Consider the following 18,468-nt stretch of genomic DNA (forward strand, 5'->3'; position numbering starts at 1 on the left):
GTCTCGCCGCCTGCGGCAGGATGGACGCCACCTGGTACGTACGCGTCATTCGCTTGCGTACTGAAGACAACCGCTGGAGACGCCCGGTGAGTTCCCCAGATCCTCAGGTTCGCGGAGCGCGAAACCAACCGACCAGATCCGCCGCGCGCGGGCCCGTCGTCGCGGTCACCGGCGCCGCGACCGGCATCGGCGACCTTCTGACCAGGCGCCTCGCCGCCTCCGAGGAGGTCAGGCGGGTCGTCGCGATCGACGAGCGGCGCGGCGAGGTGCCCGAGGCGCAGTGGCACATCCTCGACGTGCGGGACCCGGCGATCGCCGAGAAGCTGCGCGGCGCCGACGTCGTCGTACACCTCGCCGTGGACCTCGACCTGGAGACCGACGCCGCCGCCCGGACGGCATACAACGTGCGCGGCGCGCAGACCGTGCTGACCGCCTCCGCGGCCGCCGGCGTCCGGCGTGTCGTGCTGTGCACCTCGGCCATGGTGTACGGCGCGTTGCCGGACAACGACATCCCGCTCTCCGAGGACGCCGAGCTGCGCGCCACCGCAGAGGCCACCGGCGTCGGCGACCTGCTGGAGATCGAGCGGCTCGGCCGCCGGGCGCCGCGCGCCCACCCCGGCCTCAACGTCACCGTGGTCCGGCCCGCCGTCCTGGTCGGCGGCACCGACACCGCCCTGACCCGCTACTTCGAGTCGCCGCGGCTGCTCGTCGTCGCCGGATCCCGCCCCACGTGGCAGTTCTGCCACGTCGAGGACCTGGTCAGCGCGCTGGAGTACGCGGCCCTGGAGAAGGTCGACGGCGAGTTCGCGGTCGGCTGCGAGGGCTGGCTGGAGCAGGAGGAGGTCGAGGAGCTCAGCGGCATCCGGCGCATGGAGCTGCCCTCCGCCGTCGCCCTGGGCGCGGCCGCCCGGCTGCACCGCATCGGACTGACCCCGTCCCCGGCCGGCGACCTCGCGTACACGATGCACCCCTGGGTGGTCAGCGTCGGCCGGCTGCACGACGCGGGCTGGCGGCCGGGGTGGACCAACGAGGAGGTGCTCTCGGCGCTCCTGGACGAGGTCCAGGGCCGGCACACGGTGGCGGGCCGCCGCCTGGGCCGCAAGGACGCCACGGCGGCCGGAGCGGCGGGCGCGACGGTGGCTCTGCTCGGCACGGCGGCGCTGGTGCGGCAGATGCGGAAGCGGCGCGGACTGTAGGACCCTCCTACGGAGGGTCCCGGCCACCGGTCGAACACGCAATTCCGGGATGTCGGCGTGGTGCGGCACCATGGGGCCCATGGCACGCACCTATGACCACCCCGGCGAGCTGGCCGCCACGGACCCCGTCAAGCTGCTCGCGATCCGTGAGACCCCGCTCTCCCTCGACGAGGTCTTCCGGGCCGTCGGGGACGACGCGGCCGGCGGCACGGCGCTGTTCGTCGGCACGGTGCGCAACCACGACGGCGGGGCCGACGTGGACGCCCTCGGGTACTCCTCGCACCCGTCCGCGGAGGCCGAGCTGCGCCGTGTCGCGGAGAAGGTCGTGGCCGACTACCCGGTCCGCGCCCTGGCGGCCGTCCACCGGGTGGGCGATCTGGAGGTCGGCGATCTCGCGGTCGTCGTCGCGGTCTCCTGCCCGCACCGCGCGGAGGCCTTCGAGGCCTGCCGCAAGCTGATCGACGACCTCAAGCACGAGGTCCCGATCTGGAAGCACCAGCGATTCTCGGACGGAACCGAGGAATGGGTCGGGGCCTGCTGAGCCCCAGCCCGGACTCTGGGGGTCCCCCCCGGCCGAAGGCTGGGGGAGGGTGGGGGCCTGTTAGGGAACCGGCACTCTCGGTGACCGCGATTCATCAGGTCCGAGGGCTTCTTCCGGCTTGTCCAGCGACGCGCCGACCTCCTGTAGTCGTACGCCCCGATTTGCGTAACCGCCCCCCTGGCAGCAGCGTTGAAGCAGCGGATGGCTAATCTGCTCAACGATCATCTGCTCAACCATCAATTGCGGTCGCTCATTGGGGATGGGAGGTCGGGATGGCAGCGCTTGCCTGGTTGCTGATTCCGCTTTTCGCAGTCGTCGGCGCGGGGATATGGGCCGGCTGGGTTTCGAGGAACCGCACGATCGGCGACGTCGCCGAACTCGCGGGGTACGCCCGGTTCCGGGACGCCATGGAACGCCAGCACGCCTCCACCGGTTCCGCTACGGGCCAGCTGGAGACGGCCTCGGCGTCGTCGGCACCGCTCGCGCACCATACGCAGTAGCCAAGTCCCGGACGCGCCGGGCGCGTCGGCAGCCTCGTACGGACCGCCCGAGCGGTGCACTGACAGGCTGGTCCCGTACTGTCGTTCCATGCCACGCCGCACCGCGACGATGCTCGCCTCCACCCTCGTCCTGATCTCGCTGCTCTGTGTGGGCGTCGTCCTTCCGGTGCCGTACTCCGAGATGAGCCCCGGGCCCACGGTCAACACGCTCGGCGAGGCGGACGGGGAGCCGGTGCTGCAGATCTCCGGCCACCAGACCTACCCCACCACCGGTCACCTCAATATGACGACGGTCCGCGTCACCGGGGCGGACTACCGGATGAACCTGGTGGAGGCCGTCTACGGCTGGCTGGCTCATGACAACGTGGTGGTCCCGCACGACACCCTCTACCCGGACGGGAAGACCGAGGAGGAGTCGAGCCAGGAGAACGCCGAGGAGTTCAGCCAGTCGCAGGAGAGCGCCAAGGTCGCCGCGCTCAGCGAGCTGGACATCCCGGTGACCTCCCGGGTCGTCGTCGCCACCGTGGTCAAGGGCAGCCCCGCCGAGGGTCGGCTGCACGCCGGCGACGTGATCCGCTCGGTCGACGGGAAGCCGGTCAAGGAGCCCGGCGACGTCGCCGCGCAGGTGACCAAGCGGAAGCCCGGTCAGAAGGTCGTGTTCACCATCGTCCCCGCCAAGGAGGCGGCCGCGGCGGAGAAGGCCGGCAAGGAGCCGACGGTCACCCGGAAGGTCGTCATCACGACGGCCGCGGCGAAGGACGACGACCGGGCCGTCGTCGGCATCCAGGCCGGCACCGACCACGTCTTCCCGTTCACCATCGACATCAAGCTGGCGGACGTCGGCGGCCCCAGCGCCGGCCTGATGTTCGCGCTCGGCATCGTCGACAAGCTCACCCCGGGCAGCCTGACCGACGGCCGGTTCATCGCCGGCACCGGCACCATCGACGAGAAGGGCAAGGTCGGCCCGATCGGCGGCATCGAGATGAAGCTGGTCGGCGCGCGCAACGCCGGGGCGCAGTACTTCCTCACCCCGGCCGAGAACTGCGCGACCGCCGCCTCCGACATCCCGGACGGCCTCACCCTGGTCAAGGTCGACACCATCGACGACGCGACGAAGTCGCTGGAGAAGATCGCCAAGGGCGACGTCAAGGGCCTGCCCGCCTGCGCCAAGGGCTGACCGCCCGGCGCAGACGAGCCACCGCCCCCGGCCTCAGGACTCGAAGGTCGCCGCCAGCGCGTCCGCCAGGCCCGGCACCAGGTCGGGTCCGGTCAGCACCTCGGTGGGGGAGTCCTTCTCGCGCAGCCGCACCGCGGACTCGCGCGCCCCGTCGCGCAGCACCGCGACCGTCATCCGGACCTCCTGCCGGTCCGGGTGCCGGGCCACCCACTTCGCCAGCGCGGCCTCGCTCAGGCCCTCCGGCACGGACGTCTCCGCCGACGGCGGCAGCATCAGCCGCTCCACGGTCAGGGCGCAGCCGACCACCGCGTCCGGCCAGGCGATCGTGCCGAGGAACTCGTCGAGCGGCTTGCCGCGCGGCAGCTCCTCCTGCTCGATCGGGGTGTACTGGGCGGCGTTCTCGTCGGCCGCCAGACCCAGCTGGGAGGCCAGACCGGGCTCCTGGGCGCGCAGCCGGGCGGTGTCGACGAGGGCGAAGAGCCGGGCCGGCCGGTCCCAGCCGAGGCCCGAGGCGTACTCGTCGATCTCGAGCACGGCGCGGGTGAGGGGGCTCGCGGCCATCGGAGGACCGGAGGGGGAAACGTTGGACATGGTGAACATCCTGCCTCCTTCGGACCCGGAGACGGGAACTAGGTAAAGCCTCAGTAAGTTGCATCAGTGGGCTCTACGATCGCGGGGCCTGCTTATCGACGCATCAACCTCGAGGGGCGCACGTTGGCTTTCCAGATGCCGGACCGTGGCGGGGGCGGCCCGTCCGGGCCAAGGATCAGAGTCGGCCGGCCGTCCCGGCGCGCCCGTACCCTGCTCATGACACTGGGCGTGCTGGCCGTGCTGGCCATGGCGTTCGTCATGTTCGCCGGGTTCTGGACGGACTGGCTCTGGTACCGCTCGGTCCATTACTCGTCCGTGTTCACCACCACCCTGTGGACCAAGATCGGGCTGTTCGCCGTCTTCGGTCTGCTGATGGGTCTGGCCGTCGGGTTCAACATCTGGCTGGCGCACCGGCTGCGCCCGCCGCTGAGCGCGATGTCGCTGGAGCAGCAGAGCCTCGACCGGTACCGGATGGGCGTCGCCCCGTTCAAGAAGTGGGTGCTGCTCGCGATCACCGCCCTGGTCGGGCTGATCGCCGGCGCGTCCGCGTCCGGCCAGTGGCGCACATGGCTCATGTGGGTCAACGGCGTGTCGTTCGGCCAGAAGGACCCGCAGTTCCAGCTGGACGTGTCGTTCTACGCCTTCGACCTGCCCTGGTACCGCTTCCTGCTGGCCTTCGGCTTCGCCGCGACGGTGCTCTCGCTGATCGCCGCCACGGTGACGCACTACCTGTACGGCGGGCTGCGGATCACCAGCCCCGGCGCCCGCGCGACCGCCGCCGCCACCGGCCACCTGTCGGTGCTGCTCGGCGTCTTCGTCTCGCTGAAGGCCGTGGCGTACTGGCTCGACCGGTACGGCCTCGCGGTGAAGTCCAGCGACTTCAAGGCGACCGGCAACTGGACGGGTCTGCGGTACGTCGACGCCAACGCCTACCTGCCGGCCAAGACGATCCTGTTCTGCATCGCCGTCATCTGCGCCGTGCTGTTCTTCGCCACCCTGTGGCGGCGTACCTGGCAGCTCCCGGTGATCGGCTTCGGCCTGATGGTCCTGTCGGCCATCCTGATCGGCGGTCTGTACCCGGCGATCGTGCAGAAGTTCCAGGTCCAGCCGAACGAGCAGGCCAAGGAAGCGCCGTACATCAAGAAGAACATCGATGCCACGCGCAAGGCCTACGACATCGACGCGACCACGCTCGAGAACTACTCGGGCAAGTCGACGGTCAAGGACAAGGGCAAGCTGCGCAGCAACGCGGACACGGCGGCGGCCTACCGGCTGGTGGACCCGAACATCGTCTCGCCGACGTTCCAGCAGCTGGAGCAGAAGCGGAAGTACTACCAGTTCCCCACCACGCTGGACGTGGACCGCTACAAGGGCCAGGACACCGTCGTCGGCCTGCGTGAGCTGAACATCAAGGGCATCCCGAAGCGGAACTGGATCAACGACCACTTCACCTACACCCACGGCTACGGCGCGATCATGGCCGCGGGCACGACGACGGACGCCAACGGCTCCCCGGTGTTCACCGAGGCCGGCCTGCCGACCACCGGCATGCTGCCGACGTACCAGCAGCGGATCTACTACGGCGAGAAGACCGACCAGTACTCGATCGTGGGCGGCCCGCAGAAGGAGCTGGACTACGAGGAGAACGGCGAGAAGACCACCAGCTACACGGGCAAGAGCGGGGTCAACCTCTCCAACACGTTCAACCGCGCCGCGTACGCGGTGGCGTTCAGCGAGCCGCAGATCCTCTACTCGGGAGCGATCGGCGACGGCTCGCGGATCCTGTACAACCGCACGCCCAAGGAGCGCGTCGAGGCGGTCGCCCCGTGGCTGACCATCGACGGCGACGCCTACCCGGTGGTGGTCGACGGCCGGATCCAGTGGATCGTCGACGCGTACACGACCACCAACGGCTACCCGTACGCCTCGCGCACCACCCTGGGCGAGACGACGGCCGACGCGCTGACCGTGGGCAACCAGCAGCGCGCGGTGGTGGCCCAGCAGAACCAGGTCAACTACATCCGCAACTCGGTGAAGGCGACGGTCGACGCGTACGACGGCACCGTCAAGCTCTACCAGTGGGACACCGAGGACCCCGTCCTCAAGACCTGGATGAAGTCCTTCCCCGGCACGGTGGAGAAGAAGGAGTCCATCAAGCCGAGCCTGCTCCAGCACCTGCGCTACCCGCAGGACATGTTCAAGGTCCAGCGCGAGCTGCTGACCCGCTACCACGTGACGAACCCGACGCAGTTCTACAGCGGTTCCGACGCGTGGCAGGTGCCGGACGACCCGACCAACAAGGACGGCAACGCGGTCCCGCCGTACTACCTGAGCCTGAAGATGCCCGGGGACACGGCGCAGAAGTTCTCGCTGACGACCACGTTCACGCCCAACGGCCGGCCCAACCTGGGCGGCTTCATGGCGGTCGACGCGGACGCCGCCAGCAAGGACTACGGCCGCATAAGGCTGTTGCGGGTCACCTCTGACGTCCCAGGACCTCAGCAGGTGCAGAACAAGCTCAACAGCCTTCCCTCCGTGGCCACCTTCGTCCGGGACATGAAGGGCGCCGACTCCGACATCCTCTACGGCAACCTGCTGACGGTGCCGCTCGACGGCGGGTTCCTGTACGTGGAGCCGGTGTACGCCCAGGGCCGCAACGCGCAGTACCCGCTGCTGAAGAAGGTCGCGGTCTCGTACGTGGACGCGGACCAGCCCAACGGCGACACGACCAAGGACACCACGGTGTTCGAGGACAACCTCGCCAAGGCGCTGAACGCGGTGTTCGGAGTGGAGGGGGCCACCCCGCCGCCGACCACCCCGCCGGGCACGACCACGCCGCCTCCGCCGGCGACGGGCGACGCCGCTCTGAAGCAGGCCATCGCCGACGCGCAGAAGGCGTACGACGACGCCCAGGCCGCGCTGGCGAAGCCGCAGCCCGACTGGGTCGCCTACGGCAAGGCCCAGCAGGCCCTGCAGGAGGCGCTGCAGAAGGCGGCGGACGCGAGCGCGAAGCTCAAGTCCGACCAGAAGCCGCCGGCGGCGAAGCCGAGCGGCGCGCCGAGCGCTTCACCGAGCGGCTCGCCGGGCACCAGTCCCAGCCCCAGCCCCAGCGGCTGATCGACTCCGCCCCGCGTCGTGATACTGTGGTGACACAACGACGCGGGGTGGAGCAGCTCGGTAGCTCGCTGGGCTCATAACCCAGAGGTCGCAGGTTCAAATCCTGTCCCCGCTACTGAAGATGAGGGCCCGGATCCAACAGGATCCGGGCCCTCATCGTGTGTCGATGCGCAACTCGTGTTTGACTTGTCTCCCTGTGGGCATGTCGACAAAACGCTGAAGTGACCTCACTGGCTGCGGTATACCAGGTGTACGCGGGTTGCGGGTGGTGCGACGATGGAATTTATGGGGGACAGGGCAACTCTGTTGGAGACAGGGCGGTTTGTACAGCGGCACACGACCAATGCCGTTTCGGACACCGCGGACGTGGTCGAGACGACCATCGAGTACACCGACAGCGCCGAGACCGAGGCGCGTCACCGCCGTGCCGCCGAGAACGGCGACACGGCGTCGATGAGCGTGCTCGGCGCGCTGTTGCTGCGCCGCGGCGACCTCGACGGCGCCGAGCCGTACCTGCGCGGCGCCACCGCCGAGGGCGACCGGGCCGCCGCCAACAACCTCGGCGTTCTGCTGCACCAGCGCGGCTACGCCGAAGAGGCCGCCGGCTGGTGGCGCATCGCCGCCGTCGCCGGCTCCGCCGCGGCCGCCCACGCGCTCGGCCGGCACCACCGCGAGCGCGGCGACGAGCCCGCCGCCGAGTACTGGCTGCGCCAGTCCGCCGAGCAGGGCCACGCCCTCGGCGCGTACGCCCTCGCCGACCTCCTGGAGCACCGCAGCGACGTCGGCGGCGAGCGCTGGCTGCGGGTTGCCGCCGAGCAGGGCCACCGCGAGGCCGCGTACCGCCTCGCCCGCGCCCTGGAGAAGCGCGCCGACCAGAGCGCCACCGCGACCGACGCCCCGGCCCGCCGCCGCCCGCGCGACGCCGCCGCGTACGAGACCGGCACCGGCCGCTCCGCCCGCGAGGCGCTCGCCTACGAGACGGGCGCCCGGCTGCGCGCCGCCCGCGACCTCGCCGCCGCACCGGAGGCCGCCGCCGAGCCCGGCGGCACGCTCGCCGAGGCCGAGCAGTGGTACCACCAGGCCGCCGCCCGCGGGCACCGGCGTGCCGCGCTGCACCTCGGCGCGATCCTGGAGCAGCGCGGCGAGCTCAAGGAGGCCGGCCGCTGGTACCTCACCTCCGCCAAGGACGGCGAGGCCAAGGCCGCCTGCGCGCTGGGCTTCCTGCTGCGCGACGCCGGCGACGAGGAGAGCGCCGCCGTGTGGTGGCTGCGCGCCGCCCAGGAGGGCGACGGCAACGCCGCCAACGCGCTCGGCGCGCTGCACGCCGCCCGCGGCGAGCAGCAGACCGCCGAGCGCTGGTACCGCGCCGCCATGGACGCCGGCGACGTGAACGGGGCGTACAACCTCGGGCTGCTCTGCGCTGCCCAGGACCGCATCCCGCAGGCCGAGCAGTGGTACCGGCGTGCCGCGTACGCCGGACACCGCGAGGCCGCGAACGCGCTCGCCGTCCTGCTGCTGCAGGCCGGCGACGCGAAGGGCGCGGAGCCCTGGTTCTCCAAGGCCGCCGAGGCCGGCAGCGTGGACGCCGCGTTCAACCTGGGCATCATCCACGCCGGCCGCGACGACGACCGCGCCGCGCTCCGCTGGTACGAGCGGGCCGCGGCCGCCGGGCACACCGAGGCCGCGCTCCAGGTCGGCATGGCCTGCCTGCGCGACGGCGACGAGCAGAGCGCCGAGCGCCATCTGCGGTGCGCCGCGGGCGGCGGCAGTGCGGAGGCGGCGTACCGGCTGGGCACGGTCCTCGACGCCCGCCGCCCCGACCCCGGTCCGACCGCCCTCGGGGCGCCGCAGGCCGAGAAGACCGAGTGCGAGGAGTGGTACGAGCGCGCCGCCCAGCAGGGCCACCGCCGCGCCCAGGTACGGGTCGGCATGCTGGCCGCCGGGCGCGGCGACATCGCGGACGCCGCGCACTGGTACCGCGAGGCCGCGGAGGCGGGCAGCCGCAACGGGGCGTTCAACCTCGGGCTGCTGCTCGCCCGCGAGGGCAACGAGCGGGAGGCCGCGCTGTGGTGGACCCGCGCCGCCCACGCGGGCCATGGCCGCGCCGCGCTCCGGCTCGCGCTGCTCGCGGCGCGCCGCGGGGAGCTCACCGAGGGCCGCCGCTGGTGCGCCCGCGCGGTCGAGCTCGGGCCCGCGGAGGTGGCCGAGCGGGCGGCGCGGCTGAGCGAGGCGCTGCACCAGGAGCTCACCGCATAAGCGATTTGCGCTGGTCGCAGGGGTACCGTAAGGTTGGGTTCACCGACGCGGGGTGGAGCAGCTCGGTAGCTCGCTGGGCTCATAACCCAGAGGTCGCAGGTTCAAATCCTGTCCCCGCTACTCAGAACGAAGGCCCGGATCCATTCGATGGATCCGGGCCTTCGTGCATGCGTGCGGCGGTACGAAAGAAGCCCCCGAAGGGGCTTCCGGCCGCCTACGCGCTCGCGCAGTCCGGGCAGAGGCCTCGGTAGGTGACCTCGACGTTCGAGATCGTGAAGCCGAAGCGCTCCGAGTCCGGGAGGTCCTTCAGCGGGTTCCCCGCCGGGTGGACGTCGCGGATCGCCCCGCAGCGGGCGCAGACCAGGTGCTGGTGCGGCCGGTGCGCGTTCGGGTCGTAGCGCTTGGCGCGGTGGTCGGTGCTGACTTCCATGACCTCGCCGAGCGAGACCATCTCGCCCAGCGTGTTGTAGACGGTCGCCCGGGAGATCTCCGGCAGCCTCTCCACGGCGCGGGCGTGCACCTCGTCGGCGGTGAGGTGGACGTGGTCCCCGTCGAGGACTTCGGCCACGACACGCCGCTGCGCGGTCATCCGCCAGCCACGGCCGCGCAGTCGTTCCAACAGGTCACTCATGGGGGTCAGCCTAACTCAGCGGGCCAGCGTCCCTTCGTGCCGGAGTGCCGGGGTCCAGCAGCGGATGATGTCGCGGACCGACACGATGCCCATGGGGCCTCCGTGGTCGTCCAGGACGATGAGATGGCGGAAGCCGCCGCGGGTCATGGCCTCCGCGGCCTCCTCCAGGGTCCAGCCGGGTGCGGCGAAGACGACGTCGGTGGTGGTGTGGGAGCCGGCGGTCTCGAGGTCGGGGTTCTGGTCGGAGCCGAGGGAATTGAGGATGTCGCGCTCGGTCAGAATGCCGACTCCGCTGTGGTCGGCGTCCATCACGACGGCCGCGCCGATGCGGCGGGCCGCCATCAGCCGGGCGGCCTGTCGGAGGGTGTGGGTCGGGCCGATGGTCAGGATCACGGTGCTCATGGCGTCACGGACGAACATGAAGGCAGCCACCTCCTCGGTGAACGGTCCCCACTTCAACGAGAACCGTTTCACAAGTTCACAAGTGGGGGGACCTTCAGAGTGGCAGTGAGGAGGAAACCCGACAAGAGGGCGCGCGCCGCGCCGCAGCCGTTACTGCTGGTTCAGGTAGCTCAGCAGTTCGCCGTGGAGCAGACCGTTCGACGCCGCGGCGTTTCCGCTGTGCGGGCCGTGGCGGCCGTCGAGGCCGGTGAAGGTGCCGCCCGCCTCCTGGACGACGATCGCCGTCGCCGCCATGTCCCACAGCGACAGCTCCGGCTCCGCGCAGATGTCCACCGAGCCCTCGGCGACCATCATGTACGGCCAGAAGTCGCCGTACGCGCGGGTCCGCCAGCAGGCCCGGGTCAGGTCCAGGAAGCCGTCGAGCCGGCCGCGCTCCTCCCAGCCCCTGAGCGAGGAGTACGCGAACGAGGCGTCGGACAGTTCCGCCACCTTCGAGACGCCGATCCGCGACGCCGACGACAGGCTGCGCCCGGAGTACGCGCCCAGGCCCTTCGCCGCCCACCAGCGGCGGCCCAGCGCCGGCGCCGAGACGACGCCGACCACCGGCTGGAAGCCGGTGTCCCCGGCCTCCATCAGCGCGATCAGGGTGGCCCAGACGGGCACCCCGCGCACGTAGTTCTTGGTGCCGTCGATCGGGTCGATCACCCAGCGCCGGGGGCCGGAGCCCTGGACGCCGTACTCCTCGCCGAGGACCGCGTCCCGCGGCCGCGCCCGCTGCAACTGGGCCCGGATCAGTTCCTCGGCGGCCTTGTCCGCCTCGCTCACCGGCGTCATGTCCGGCTTCGTCTCGACCTTCAGGTCGAGCGCCTTGAAGCGTTCCATGGTGGCGGCGTCGGCGGCGTCCGCCAGGACGTGGGCGAGGCGCAGGTCGTCGTGGTAATCGGCCATGTTCGGAACTCTATCCTCCCTGCGGGCGGTGCTCTGCGGGGCCCCTTGACAGTGTGTGGTCGCCCGTCAACTCTGTGCGAAGGAACAGGCGAGGACGGGAGGCGACGATGCCCGCAGCGCGAGAGGCCCTGCTGGACGCGGCGCTCGCGGCCCTCGGGCGGCTGCCCTGGTCGGCGGTCCGGATGGTCGACGTCGCGGCTGCCGCGGGGGTGTCCCGGCAGACGCTCTACAACGAGTTCGGCAGCAAGGAGGGCCTGGCCCGCGCTCTCGTGCGGCGCGAGGCGGACGTCTTTCTGCACGGCGTCGAGCGGCTGCTCACCGACCGGCGCCCCCCGGGCCTCGCCGGCCGGCATCCGGCGGCGGACCGTCTGGGCCCGCCGCCACCCCTCGGCCCGGAGCGGCTCGCGATGGTGGCCGAGTGGATCGTCGCCGAGGCCGCCGACCGGCCCCTGCTGCGGGCGCTGCTCACCGGCGGCTGGACCGAGCGGCTGCCCGCGCCCCGGCCGGCCCGCTCGGCGTCCCTGGCCTCCGCGGTCCCGGCCCAGCGGCGGGCCGACGCCGGCGCGCCCGCCCCGGCCGAGCTGGTCGCGGCGACCCTCGTGCACGCGGACGCGCGGACCGCGCCGTCGTGCGAACTCGCCGTCCGGCTGGCCCTCTCCTACATCGTCGCGCCCGGTCCGCAGGGCGTCGGCCAGACGGTCCGCACCGTCCTCAGTGCGAGGAGCCGGACAACTGGAGACCGATGACGCCGATGATCACCAGGGAGATGGACACGATCTTCAGCGTGGAGACCACGTCGCCGAGGAAGACCATTCCGTAGACCGCCGTGCCGGCCGCACCGATCCCCGTCCACACCGCGTACGCCGGACCCACGTCCAGCTTCCGCAGTGCGAGGGTGAGCAGACCGAAGCTGCCCAGGGCGAAGATGGCGAAGGCGACGGTCGGCCAGAGCCGGGTGAAGCCGTGCGACAGCTTCAGGCAGACCGCGAAGCCGGTTTCGAGGAACCCGGCGAGCACCACCAGCAGCCACGCCATCGTCAGTGCCTCCCACGCCGTCGCTGACTGCTTCGTCTCACTCGGTGCGATTATGCACTTACTGGCGTATATCAGTCACAAACGGACGCCAATCGGTCGCGTCGCCCGCGTCACCGTGCTCCCCGCGTCAGTCGCCCTCGCGCCGCTCGCGCGTGGCGAGCAGTCGCCGCAGCGAGTACAGCCGGGCCGGATCGGCGTGACCCTCGGCCACCCAGTCGTCCAGCGCGCAGTCCGGCTCGTCGTGGCTGCAGGCCCGCGGGCAGTTCTCCGTACCCGGTACGAGGTCGGGGAAGGCGAGGATCACCCGGGACGGGTCGACGTGGTTCAGGCCGAAGGAACGCACGCCCGGTGTGTCGATCACCCAGCCGCCCTCCTTGTCGTCCAGCGGCAGGGCGAGCGCCGACGTGGTGGTGTGCCGGCCGCGGCCCGTCACCGCGTTGACCACACCCGTGGTCCGCCGCCGGTCGGCCGGGACCAGGGCGTTGACCAGCGTCGTCTTGCCGACGCCGGAGTGCCCGACGAACGCGGTGGTCCGTCCCCTGAGGTGCTCGTGCACCCGCTGGGCCGCGACCCCGTCCACGAACTCGTCGCGCGTGGTCACGACGTGCGGCACGCCCAGCGCGCCGTACATCTCCAGCAGTTCGTCCGGCGGGGCCAGGTCCGACTTGGTGAGGACGAGGAGCGGTTCGAGACCGCCGTCGTACGCGGCGACCAGGCAGCGGTCGATGAGCCGGGGGCGGGGCTCGGGGTCGGCCAGCGCGGTGACGATCGCGAGCTGGTCGGCGTTGGCGACGACCACCCGCTCGAACGGGTCGTCGTCGTCGGCCGTCCGGCGCAGCACGGAGCTGCGCTCGCCGATCCGTACGATGCGGGCCAGCGTGTCCTTCTTGCCGGACAGATCGCCGACGAGCTCCACCCGGTCGCCGACGACCGCGGCCTTGCGGCCCAGCTCGCGGGCCTTCATGGCCAGCACGACGCGGTCGTCGACCAGGCAGGTCAGCCGGCCTCGGTCGACGGTGAGGACCATGCCCTCGGCGGCGTCCTCGTGCTTCGGCCGGATGCTGGTCCGGGGCCGGTTGCCCTTGGGGTTGGGCCGCTGGCGGATGTCGTCCTCGTCGGTGTGCTTCCCGTAGCGCCGCATGTCGTCAGCCCTCGAGCATTTCGGTCCACATCCTCGGGAAGTCGGGCAAGGTCTTGGCGGTCGTCGCCACGTTCTCGATCCAGACGCTCTCCACCGCGAGGCCGATGATCGAGCCGGCCGTCGCCATCCGGTGGTCGTCGTACGTGTGGAAGATCCCGCCGTGCAGCGGGCGCGGGCGGATGTGCAGTCCGTCCTCGGTCTCGGTGACGTCGCCGCCGAGCTCGTTGATCTCCTTGGTGAGCGCCGCCAGGCGGTCCGTCTCGTGCAGCCGCAGATGGGCGACGCCGCGCAGTGTGGACGGGGAGTCGGCCAGGGCGGCGACCGCGGCGATGCCCGGGGTCAGCTCGCCGACCTCGCTCAGGTCCACGTCGATGCCGTGGATCCGGCCGGTGCCGGTGAAGGTCAGCCCGCGCTCGGTCAGCTCGCAGGAGCCGCCCATCTCGGTGAAGATCCGGCGCAGCGCGTCACCGGGCTGGGTGGTCCGGGACGGCCAGTCGGGGATGGTCACCCGGCCGCCGGTGACCAGCGCGGCGGCCAGGAACGGCTGGGCGTTGGACAGGTCCGGCTCGACCGTCAGGTCGCGGCCGAGCAGCGCGGACGGGGAGACCCGCCAGACGTTCGGCTCGCCGCCGGTCTCCGGCTCGTCGACCTGGGCACCGACCACGCGGAGCATGTCGACGGTCATCCGGATGTGCGGCAGGGAGGGCAGCTTCGCGCCCACGTGCCGGACCTCGACGCCCTGGTTGAACCGGGGTGCGGACAGCAGCAGCGCGGAGACGAACTGGGACGAGGAGGAGGCGTCGATCTCGACCCGGCCGCCCTCCAGAGCGCCCCCGCCGTGCACGGTCATCGGCAGAGCGCCGCGGCCGCCGTCGTCGATCCGGGCGCCGAGCGCGCGCAGCGCGTCGATGACGCCGTGCAGCGGACGCTCGTGGGAGCGGGGGTCGCCGTCGAAGCGGACCGGGCCGTCGGCGAGGGTCGTGACCGGGGGCAGGAAGCGCATCACGGTGCCGGCGTTGCCGACGTCGACGGAGGCGTCGCCGCGGAGCGGGGCGGGGATCACCCGCCAGGCCTCGCCCGTACCTTCGGGGCCCCCCGTGACGGAGGAACTGGAAGACACGGTCTCCTCGATGCGGACGCCCAGCGTGCGCAGGGCCTGGGCCATCAGGAGCGTGTCGCGGGAGCGGAGCGGGCGGCGCAGCCAGCCCGGCTCGGCGGCCAGGGCGGCCAGGACCAGGCCGCGGTTGGTGACCGACTTCGATCCGGGCACCGTCACCGTCGCGTCGACGGCCCCGCCGGCATAGGGGGCGGGCCAGAGGTCGGACGGCAGGTCGGTGGTGGGTACGGAACTTTCGGTCATGCCCTCACTTTAGTGGGGCAGGCCCCGGCTAGAGCCCCAGCAGCCAGCGGCCGCCGCCGATGAGCGAGCACAGCGAGACCGTGTGGAACAGGAAGAACCACAGGGCGGCGGGGACGTGGGTGAGCCGGGAGAGCTGGTCGGCGTCGGAATCCGGCGCTCCGCCGTGTCGGCGCTTGGCCTGCAGCTCGAAGGCCGGCCGGACGCCGCCGAGCAGCAGGAACCACACGACGGTGTACGCGAACGCCGACTGGACGGCCGGGTCGGTGAGCCAGGAGATGAGGAGGAACGCGGCGCCGGTGAGGACGACGGTGAGCACCCCGTACGCGTTGCGGATCATCACCAGCATCGCCAGCAGCAGCGCCGTGGCCAGCCACAGCAGCAGGGTGACGCGGTGCTCGGTGAGCAGCCAGGCGCCGCCGAGGCCGAGGAGCGAGGGGGCGGTGTAGCCGGCGGCCGCGGTCAGGATCATGCCGAGGCCGGTGGGCTTGCCGCGGCTGACGGTGAGGCCGCTGGTGTCGGAGTGCAGCCGGATGCCTTCGAGGCGGCGGCCGGTGAGCAGGGCGATCAGACCGTGGCCGCCCTCGTGCGCGATCGTGACGGCGTTGCGCGAGAGCCGCCAGGCGGGGCGGGGCGCGACGGCGAGCAGCGCGACGACGGCCGTGGCTATGACGATCCACAGCTCGGGCGCGGGCTGGGTGCCGAACACGTCGCTGCCGAGAACATCGCTCATTTTGGGGATCGGCTCCTCGTCTCACCGGGGGATCGTGGCAGTGTGGCACGTATGTGCGGACGGTATGCAGCGAGTCGACGGCCCGAGGATCTGGTGGGGATCTTCGAGATCGAGAAGTGGGAGCCGGAGGAGACGCTGGCGCCCGACTGGAACGTGGCCCCGACGAAAGAGGTCTACGCGGTCCTGGAGCGCCCTGTGAAGGACGCCGAAACACGGCGCCCGGTTCGCCAGCTGCGGACGCTGAAGTGGGGTCTGGTCCCGTCCTGGGCGAAGAACCCGGACGGCGCGGCGCGGATGATCAACGCCCGGGCGGAGACCGTGCACGAGAAGCCGTCGTTCCGGCGGGCGTTCGCGGCGCGGCGGTGCATCCTGCCGGCCGACGGCTACTACGAGTGGGTCACCGGCGTCGACGAGCGGGACCTGGAGGTCGAGGGCAAGAAGAAGCGGCCGCGGAAGCAGCCGTACTTCGTGACCCCGGCGGACGGCACCGTCTTCGCGATGGCGGGGCTGTACGAGTTCTGGCGCGACCGGACCCTGCCGGACGACCACCCGTCCGCATGGTGGGTGACCTGCTCCGTCGTGACGACGGAGGCGGAGACCGGCCCGCTGGGCGTGGCCCCAGCCGAGGGCCCGGGCTCGCTCGCGGACATCCACCCGCGGATGCCGCTGATGCTGACGCCGGACCGCTGGGACGCCTGGCTGGACCCCCGCACGACGGACCTCGACGAGCTGCGCGGGCTGCTCACCGCGCCCCCGGAGGGCCTGATGCGCGCCTTCCCCGTCCCCACCGCCGTCAGCAACGTCCGCAACAACGGACCCGAACTCCTGACGGAGCTGTCGGGCCCGGAGGTGGCGACCCTGTTCTGACCGCCGCGCCCGGCAGTATGGGGGCGTGACGAAGATCGAGACGGCGGAGACCGCGACCGGCCCGGCGCGGGTGCATTGGTACGAGGCGACGGAGCCGCGCGCGGTCGTGGCCCTGTCGCACGGGGCCGGCGGCGGCATCGGCGCCCGGGACCTCGCCGCGCTGGCCCGCGTGCTGCCGGAGCGGGGTTTCGGCGTGGCGCTCGTCGAGATGCCGTGGCGGGTCGCCGGCAAGAAGGTCGCGCCGGCGCCGAAGACGCTCGACGCCGGATGGCGCGAGATCTGGCCGGCCCTCGCCCGGCCGGGGCTGCCCGTCGTCGCCGGCGGGCGCAGCGCCGGGGCCCGCGTCGCCTGCCGGACGTCCCGGGAGCTCGGCGCCGCCGCCGTGCTCGCGCTGAGCTTCCCCCTCCACCCGCCCGGCCGCCCCGAGAAGTCCCGCGCCGACGAGCTGCTCGGCGCCGGCCTGCCCACCCTCGTCGTGCAGGGCGGCAACGACCCGTTCGGGAAGCCGGCGGATTTCCCGGAGCCGTCCGCAGGGGAGTACCGGCTCGTCGAGATCCCGTACGGCGACCACTCCTTCGCCGTCCCCAAGCGCGTCGACCTGACGGAGTCGGAGGCCGTGACGCTCCTCACCGACGCCGTCGCCGCGTGGCTGACGACCCCGGGAATGTTGCGCACGCGCCCCGTGTTGTGACGGGCGTCGGTAAGAAGAGAGTCAAGGAGAGGACGTCCGTCGCATGGGATCGACCATCTGCCCCCAGCGCTCGCAGGCCGCTGACCTCGACTGGACGGTCCTGCCCGCGCCCAAGCACGCCCCTATTCGGGCGGCGGGCGGAGCGGTTCCTCGTCTATCCTCCGAAACGAGCGGGGTCGCCTTCGAACCCGCCCCATCGCTGGAGGAGGTGGGTCCTGTCACTGGGACCGACACAGGGACCGACGACGGCCCCGAGGAGACGACCGCCGAGCGCAACGCGCGCTTCGAGCGGGACGCCCTCGGATTCCTCGACCAGATGTACTCCGCCGCTCTGCGCATGACGCGCAACCCCGCGGACGCGGAGGACCTGGTGCAGGAGACCTATGCCAAGGCGTACGGCTCCTTCCACCAGTTCCGCGAAGGCACCAACCTGAAGGCCTGGCTGTACCGGATCCTGACCAACACCTTCATCAACTCGTACCGCAAGAAGCAGCGCGAGCCGCAGCGCAGCGCCGCCGAGGAGATCGAGGACTGGCAGCTCGCCCGCGCCGAGTCGCACATGTCGACCGGACTGCGGTCCGCCGAGTCGCAGGCCCTCGACCACCTGCCGGACTCCGATGTGAAGGAAGCGCTCCAGGCGATTCCCGAGGAGTTCCGCATCGCCGTCTATCTCGCGGACGTCGAGGGCTTTGCGTACAAGGAGATCGCGGACATCATGGGTACACCCATCGGTACGGTGATGTCCCGACTGCACCGGGGCCGCCGCCAGTTGCGCGGCATGCTCGAGGACTACGCCCGTGATCGCGGGCTGGTACCCGCGGGCGCCGGAGAGTCGTCGAACGATCGGAAAGGCTCGGGCTCATGAGCTGCGGAGAGCCGCACGAGACGGACTGCTCAGAGGTCCTGGATCATCTCTACGAGTTCCTCGACCGCGAGATGCCCGACAGTGACTGCACGAAGTTCGAGGTGCACTTCGAGGAGTGCTCCCCGTGCCTGGAGAAGTACGGCCTGGAGCAGGCCGTGAAGAAGCTCGTCAAGCGCTGCTGCGGCAGTGACGACGTGCCCACCGACCTGCGGGCCAAGGTGATGGGCCGGATCGACCTGATCCGCGCCGGCCAGGCCGTGCCGGAACACGACGTCACCGCGTCGCACGACGTCACCCCCGCGACGCAGGAGCAATAGGACACACCTCCACCGGACCGCCGTGACCTGCGGCGGTCCGCTGCGTATCCGATGCGAATATCGGCTTGTATCACCCGATGGTGCTAATCCGGGCCGAGGCGCC

General features: G+C 71.6%; 19 protein-coding genes and 2 tRNA genes. 13 read left to right on the top strand and 8 right to left on the bottom strand.

Annotation, left to right across the window (positions count from 1 at the left end; genetic code table 11):
- Window positions 1–86 precede the first annotated feature (86 nt).
- From ACGFMM_RS04665 to ACGFMM_RS04680, 4 genes are all read left to right on the top strand, one after another.
- Entirely contained in the window at window positions 87–1,196 is a 1,110-nt protein-coding gene (locus tag ACGFMM_RS04665; RefSeq protein ID WP_393643111.1) for an SDR family oxidoreductase, read from the top strand.
- A 79-nt stretch (window positions 1,197–1,275) separates the two neighbouring features.
- Complete coding sequence (locus ACGFMM_RS04670) at window positions 1,276–1,737, top strand: molybdenum cofactor biosynthesis protein MoaE (RefSeq protein WP_393643113.1); 462 nt, start codon at window positions 1,276–1,278, stop codon at window positions 1,735–1,737.
- Between the two features lie 272 nt (window positions 1,738–2,009).
- The gene (locus ACGFMM_RS04675) at window positions 2,010–2,237 is read left to right on the top strand and encodes a hypothetical protein (protein WP_393643115.1); all 228 of its coding nucleotides are present in this window, start codon (window positions 2,010–2,012) and stop codon (window positions 2,235–2,237) included.
- 88 nt (window positions 2,238–2,325) lie between these two features.
- Window positions 2,326–3,414, top strand: a complete 1,089-nt coding sequence (locus ACGFMM_RS04680) for a PDZ domain-containing protein (RefSeq protein WP_393643117.1) — start codon at window positions 2,326–2,328, stop codon at window positions 3,412–3,414.
- A 33-nt stretch (window positions 3,415–3,447) separates the two neighbouring features.
- On the opposite strand, the gene ACGFMM_RS04685 is transcribed toward ACGFMM_RS04680, so the two are convergent.
- Entirely contained in the window at window positions 3,448–4,005 is a 558-nt protein-coding gene (locus ACGFMM_RS04685; protein ID WP_393643119.1) for a PPA1309 family protein, read from the bottom strand.
- Window positions 4,006–4,140: 135 nt separating this feature from the next.
- On the opposite strand from ACGFMM_RS04685, the gene ACGFMM_RS04690 reads away from it, so the two are divergent.
- From ACGFMM_RS04690 to ACGFMM_RS04705, 4 genes are all read left to right on the top strand, one after another.
- A complete protein-coding gene (locus ACGFMM_RS04690) occupies window positions 4,141–7,122 on the top strand; it encodes a UPF0182 family protein (protein ID WP_393643742.1) in 2,982 nt (993 codons plus the stop codon).
- A 41-nt stretch (window positions 7,123–7,163) separates the two neighbouring features.
- A tRNA-Met gene (locus tag ACGFMM_RS04695) sits at window positions 7,164–7,237 on the top strand.
- 161 nt (window positions 7,238–7,398) lie between these two features.
- A complete protein-coding gene (locus tag ACGFMM_RS04700) occupies window positions 7,399–9,378 on the top strand; it encodes a sel1 repeat family protein (protein WP_393643121.1) in 1,980 nt (659 codons plus the stop codon).
- Window positions 9,379–9,424: 46 nt separating this feature from the next.
- Window positions 9,425–9,498, top strand: a tRNA-Met gene (locus tag ACGFMM_RS04705).
- A gap of 94 nt (window positions 9,499–9,592) precedes the next feature.
- Here ACGFMM_RS04705 and ACGFMM_RS04710 read toward each other — a convergent pair.
- From ACGFMM_RS04710 to hisN, 3 genes are all read right to left on the bottom strand, one after another.
- The gene (locus ACGFMM_RS04710; RefSeq protein ID WP_393643123.1) at window positions 9,593–10,009 is read right to left on the bottom strand and encodes a Fur family transcriptional regulator; all 417 of its coding nucleotides are present in this window, start codon (window positions 10,007–10,009) and stop codon (window positions 9,593–9,595) included.
- 15 nt (window positions 10,010–10,024) lie between these two features.
- Complete coding sequence (locus ACGFMM_RS04715; protein ID WP_393643125.1) at window positions 10,025–10,429, bottom strand: cyclic nucleotide-binding/CBS domain-containing protein; 405 nt, start codon at window positions 10,427–10,429, stop codon at window positions 10,025–10,027.
- Window positions 10,430–10,561: 132 nt separating this feature from the next.
- Window positions 10,562–11,359: a histidinol-phosphatase gene (gene hisN / locus ACGFMM_RS04720; protein ID WP_393643126.1), complete on the bottom strand. Its 798-nt coding sequence runs from the start codon at window positions 11,357–11,359 to the stop codon at window positions 10,562–10,564.
- A gap of 107 nt (window positions 11,360–11,466) precedes the next feature.
- On the opposite strand from hisN, the gene ACGFMM_RS04725 reads away from it, so the two are divergent.
- Window positions 11,467–12,105 (top strand): TetR/AcrR family transcriptional regulator, encoded by a 639-nt coding sequence (locus ACGFMM_RS04725; protein WP_393643127.1) that lies wholly within the window; start codon window positions 11,467–11,469, stop codon window positions 12,103–12,105.
- On the opposite strand, the gene ACGFMM_RS04730 is transcribed toward ACGFMM_RS04725, so the two are convergent.
- The 4 genes from ACGFMM_RS04730 to ACGFMM_RS04745 all read right to left on the bottom strand — a co-directional run bounded on the left by ACGFMM_RS04730 (window position 12,071) and on the right by ACGFMM_RS04745 (window position 15,625).
- Entirely contained in the window at window positions 12,071–12,394 is a 324-nt protein-coding gene (locus ACGFMM_RS04730) for a DMT family transporter (protein WP_393643128.1), read from the bottom strand. The two genes, ACGFMM_RS04725 and ACGFMM_RS04730, sit on opposite strands and share 35 nt — an antisense overlap.
- A 127-nt stretch (window positions 12,395–12,521) precedes the next feature.
- Window positions 12,522–13,535: a ribosome small subunit-dependent GTPase A gene (gene rsgA / locus ACGFMM_RS04735; protein ID WP_393643129.1), complete on the bottom strand. Its 1,014-nt coding sequence runs from the start codon at window positions 13,533–13,535 to the stop codon at window positions 12,522–12,524.
- Between the two features lie 4 nt (window positions 13,536–13,539).
- Complete coding sequence (gene aroA, locus ACGFMM_RS04740; RefSeq protein ID WP_393643131.1) at window positions 13,540–14,895, bottom strand: 3-phosphoshikimate 1-carboxyvinyltransferase; 1,356 nt, start codon at window positions 14,893–14,895, stop codon at window positions 13,540–13,542.
- A gap of 28 nt (window positions 14,896–14,923) precedes the next feature.
- A complete protein-coding gene (locus ACGFMM_RS04745) occupies window positions 14,924–15,625 on the bottom strand; it encodes a M50 family metallopeptidase (RefSeq protein ID WP_393643133.1) in 702 nt (233 codons plus the stop codon).
- Between the two features lie 51 nt (window positions 15,626–15,676).
- Here ACGFMM_RS04745 and ACGFMM_RS04750 point away from each other — a divergent pair, with 51 nt between their 5' ends.
- The 4 genes from ACGFMM_RS04750 to rsrA all read left to right on the top strand — a co-directional run bounded on the left by ACGFMM_RS04750 (window position 15,677) and on the right by rsrA (window position 18,365).
- Window positions 15,677–16,492: an SOS response-associated peptidase gene (locus ACGFMM_RS04750; RefSeq protein WP_393643135.1), complete on the top strand. Its 816-nt coding sequence runs from the start codon at window positions 15,677–15,679 to the stop codon at window positions 16,490–16,492.
- 25 nt (window positions 16,493–16,517) lie between these two features.
- On the top strand, window positions 16,518–17,183 hold the full coding sequence (locus ACGFMM_RS04755; RefSeq protein ID WP_393643137.1) for an alpha/beta family hydrolase: 666 nt from the start codon (window positions 16,518–16,520) through the stop codon (window positions 17,181–17,183).
- Window positions 17,184–17,391: 208 nt separating this feature from the next.
- Window positions 17,392–18,048: a sigma-70 family RNA polymerase sigma factor gene (locus ACGFMM_RS04760; RefSeq protein WP_393643139.1), complete on the top strand. Its 657-nt coding sequence runs from the start codon at window positions 17,392–17,394 to the stop codon at window positions 18,046–18,048.
- Window positions 18,045–18,365 carry a mycothiol system anti-sigma-R factor gene (gene rsrA, locus ACGFMM_RS04765; RefSeq protein WP_393643141.1) on the top strand — a complete coding sequence of 107 codons (321 nt, stop codon included), beginning with the start codon at window positions 18,045–18,047 and terminating at the stop codon, window positions 18,363–18,365. Before ACGFMM_RS04760 ends, rsrA begins: the two co-directional genes overlap by 4 nt.
- Window positions 18,366–18,468: the final 103 nt, after the last annotated feature.

Origin of the sequence: Streptomyces sp. NPDC048604 (assembly GCF_043199435.1) — a bacterium.
Taxonomy (GTDB): domain Bacteria; phylum Actinomycetota; class Actinomycetes; order Streptomycetales; family Streptomycetaceae; genus Streptomyces.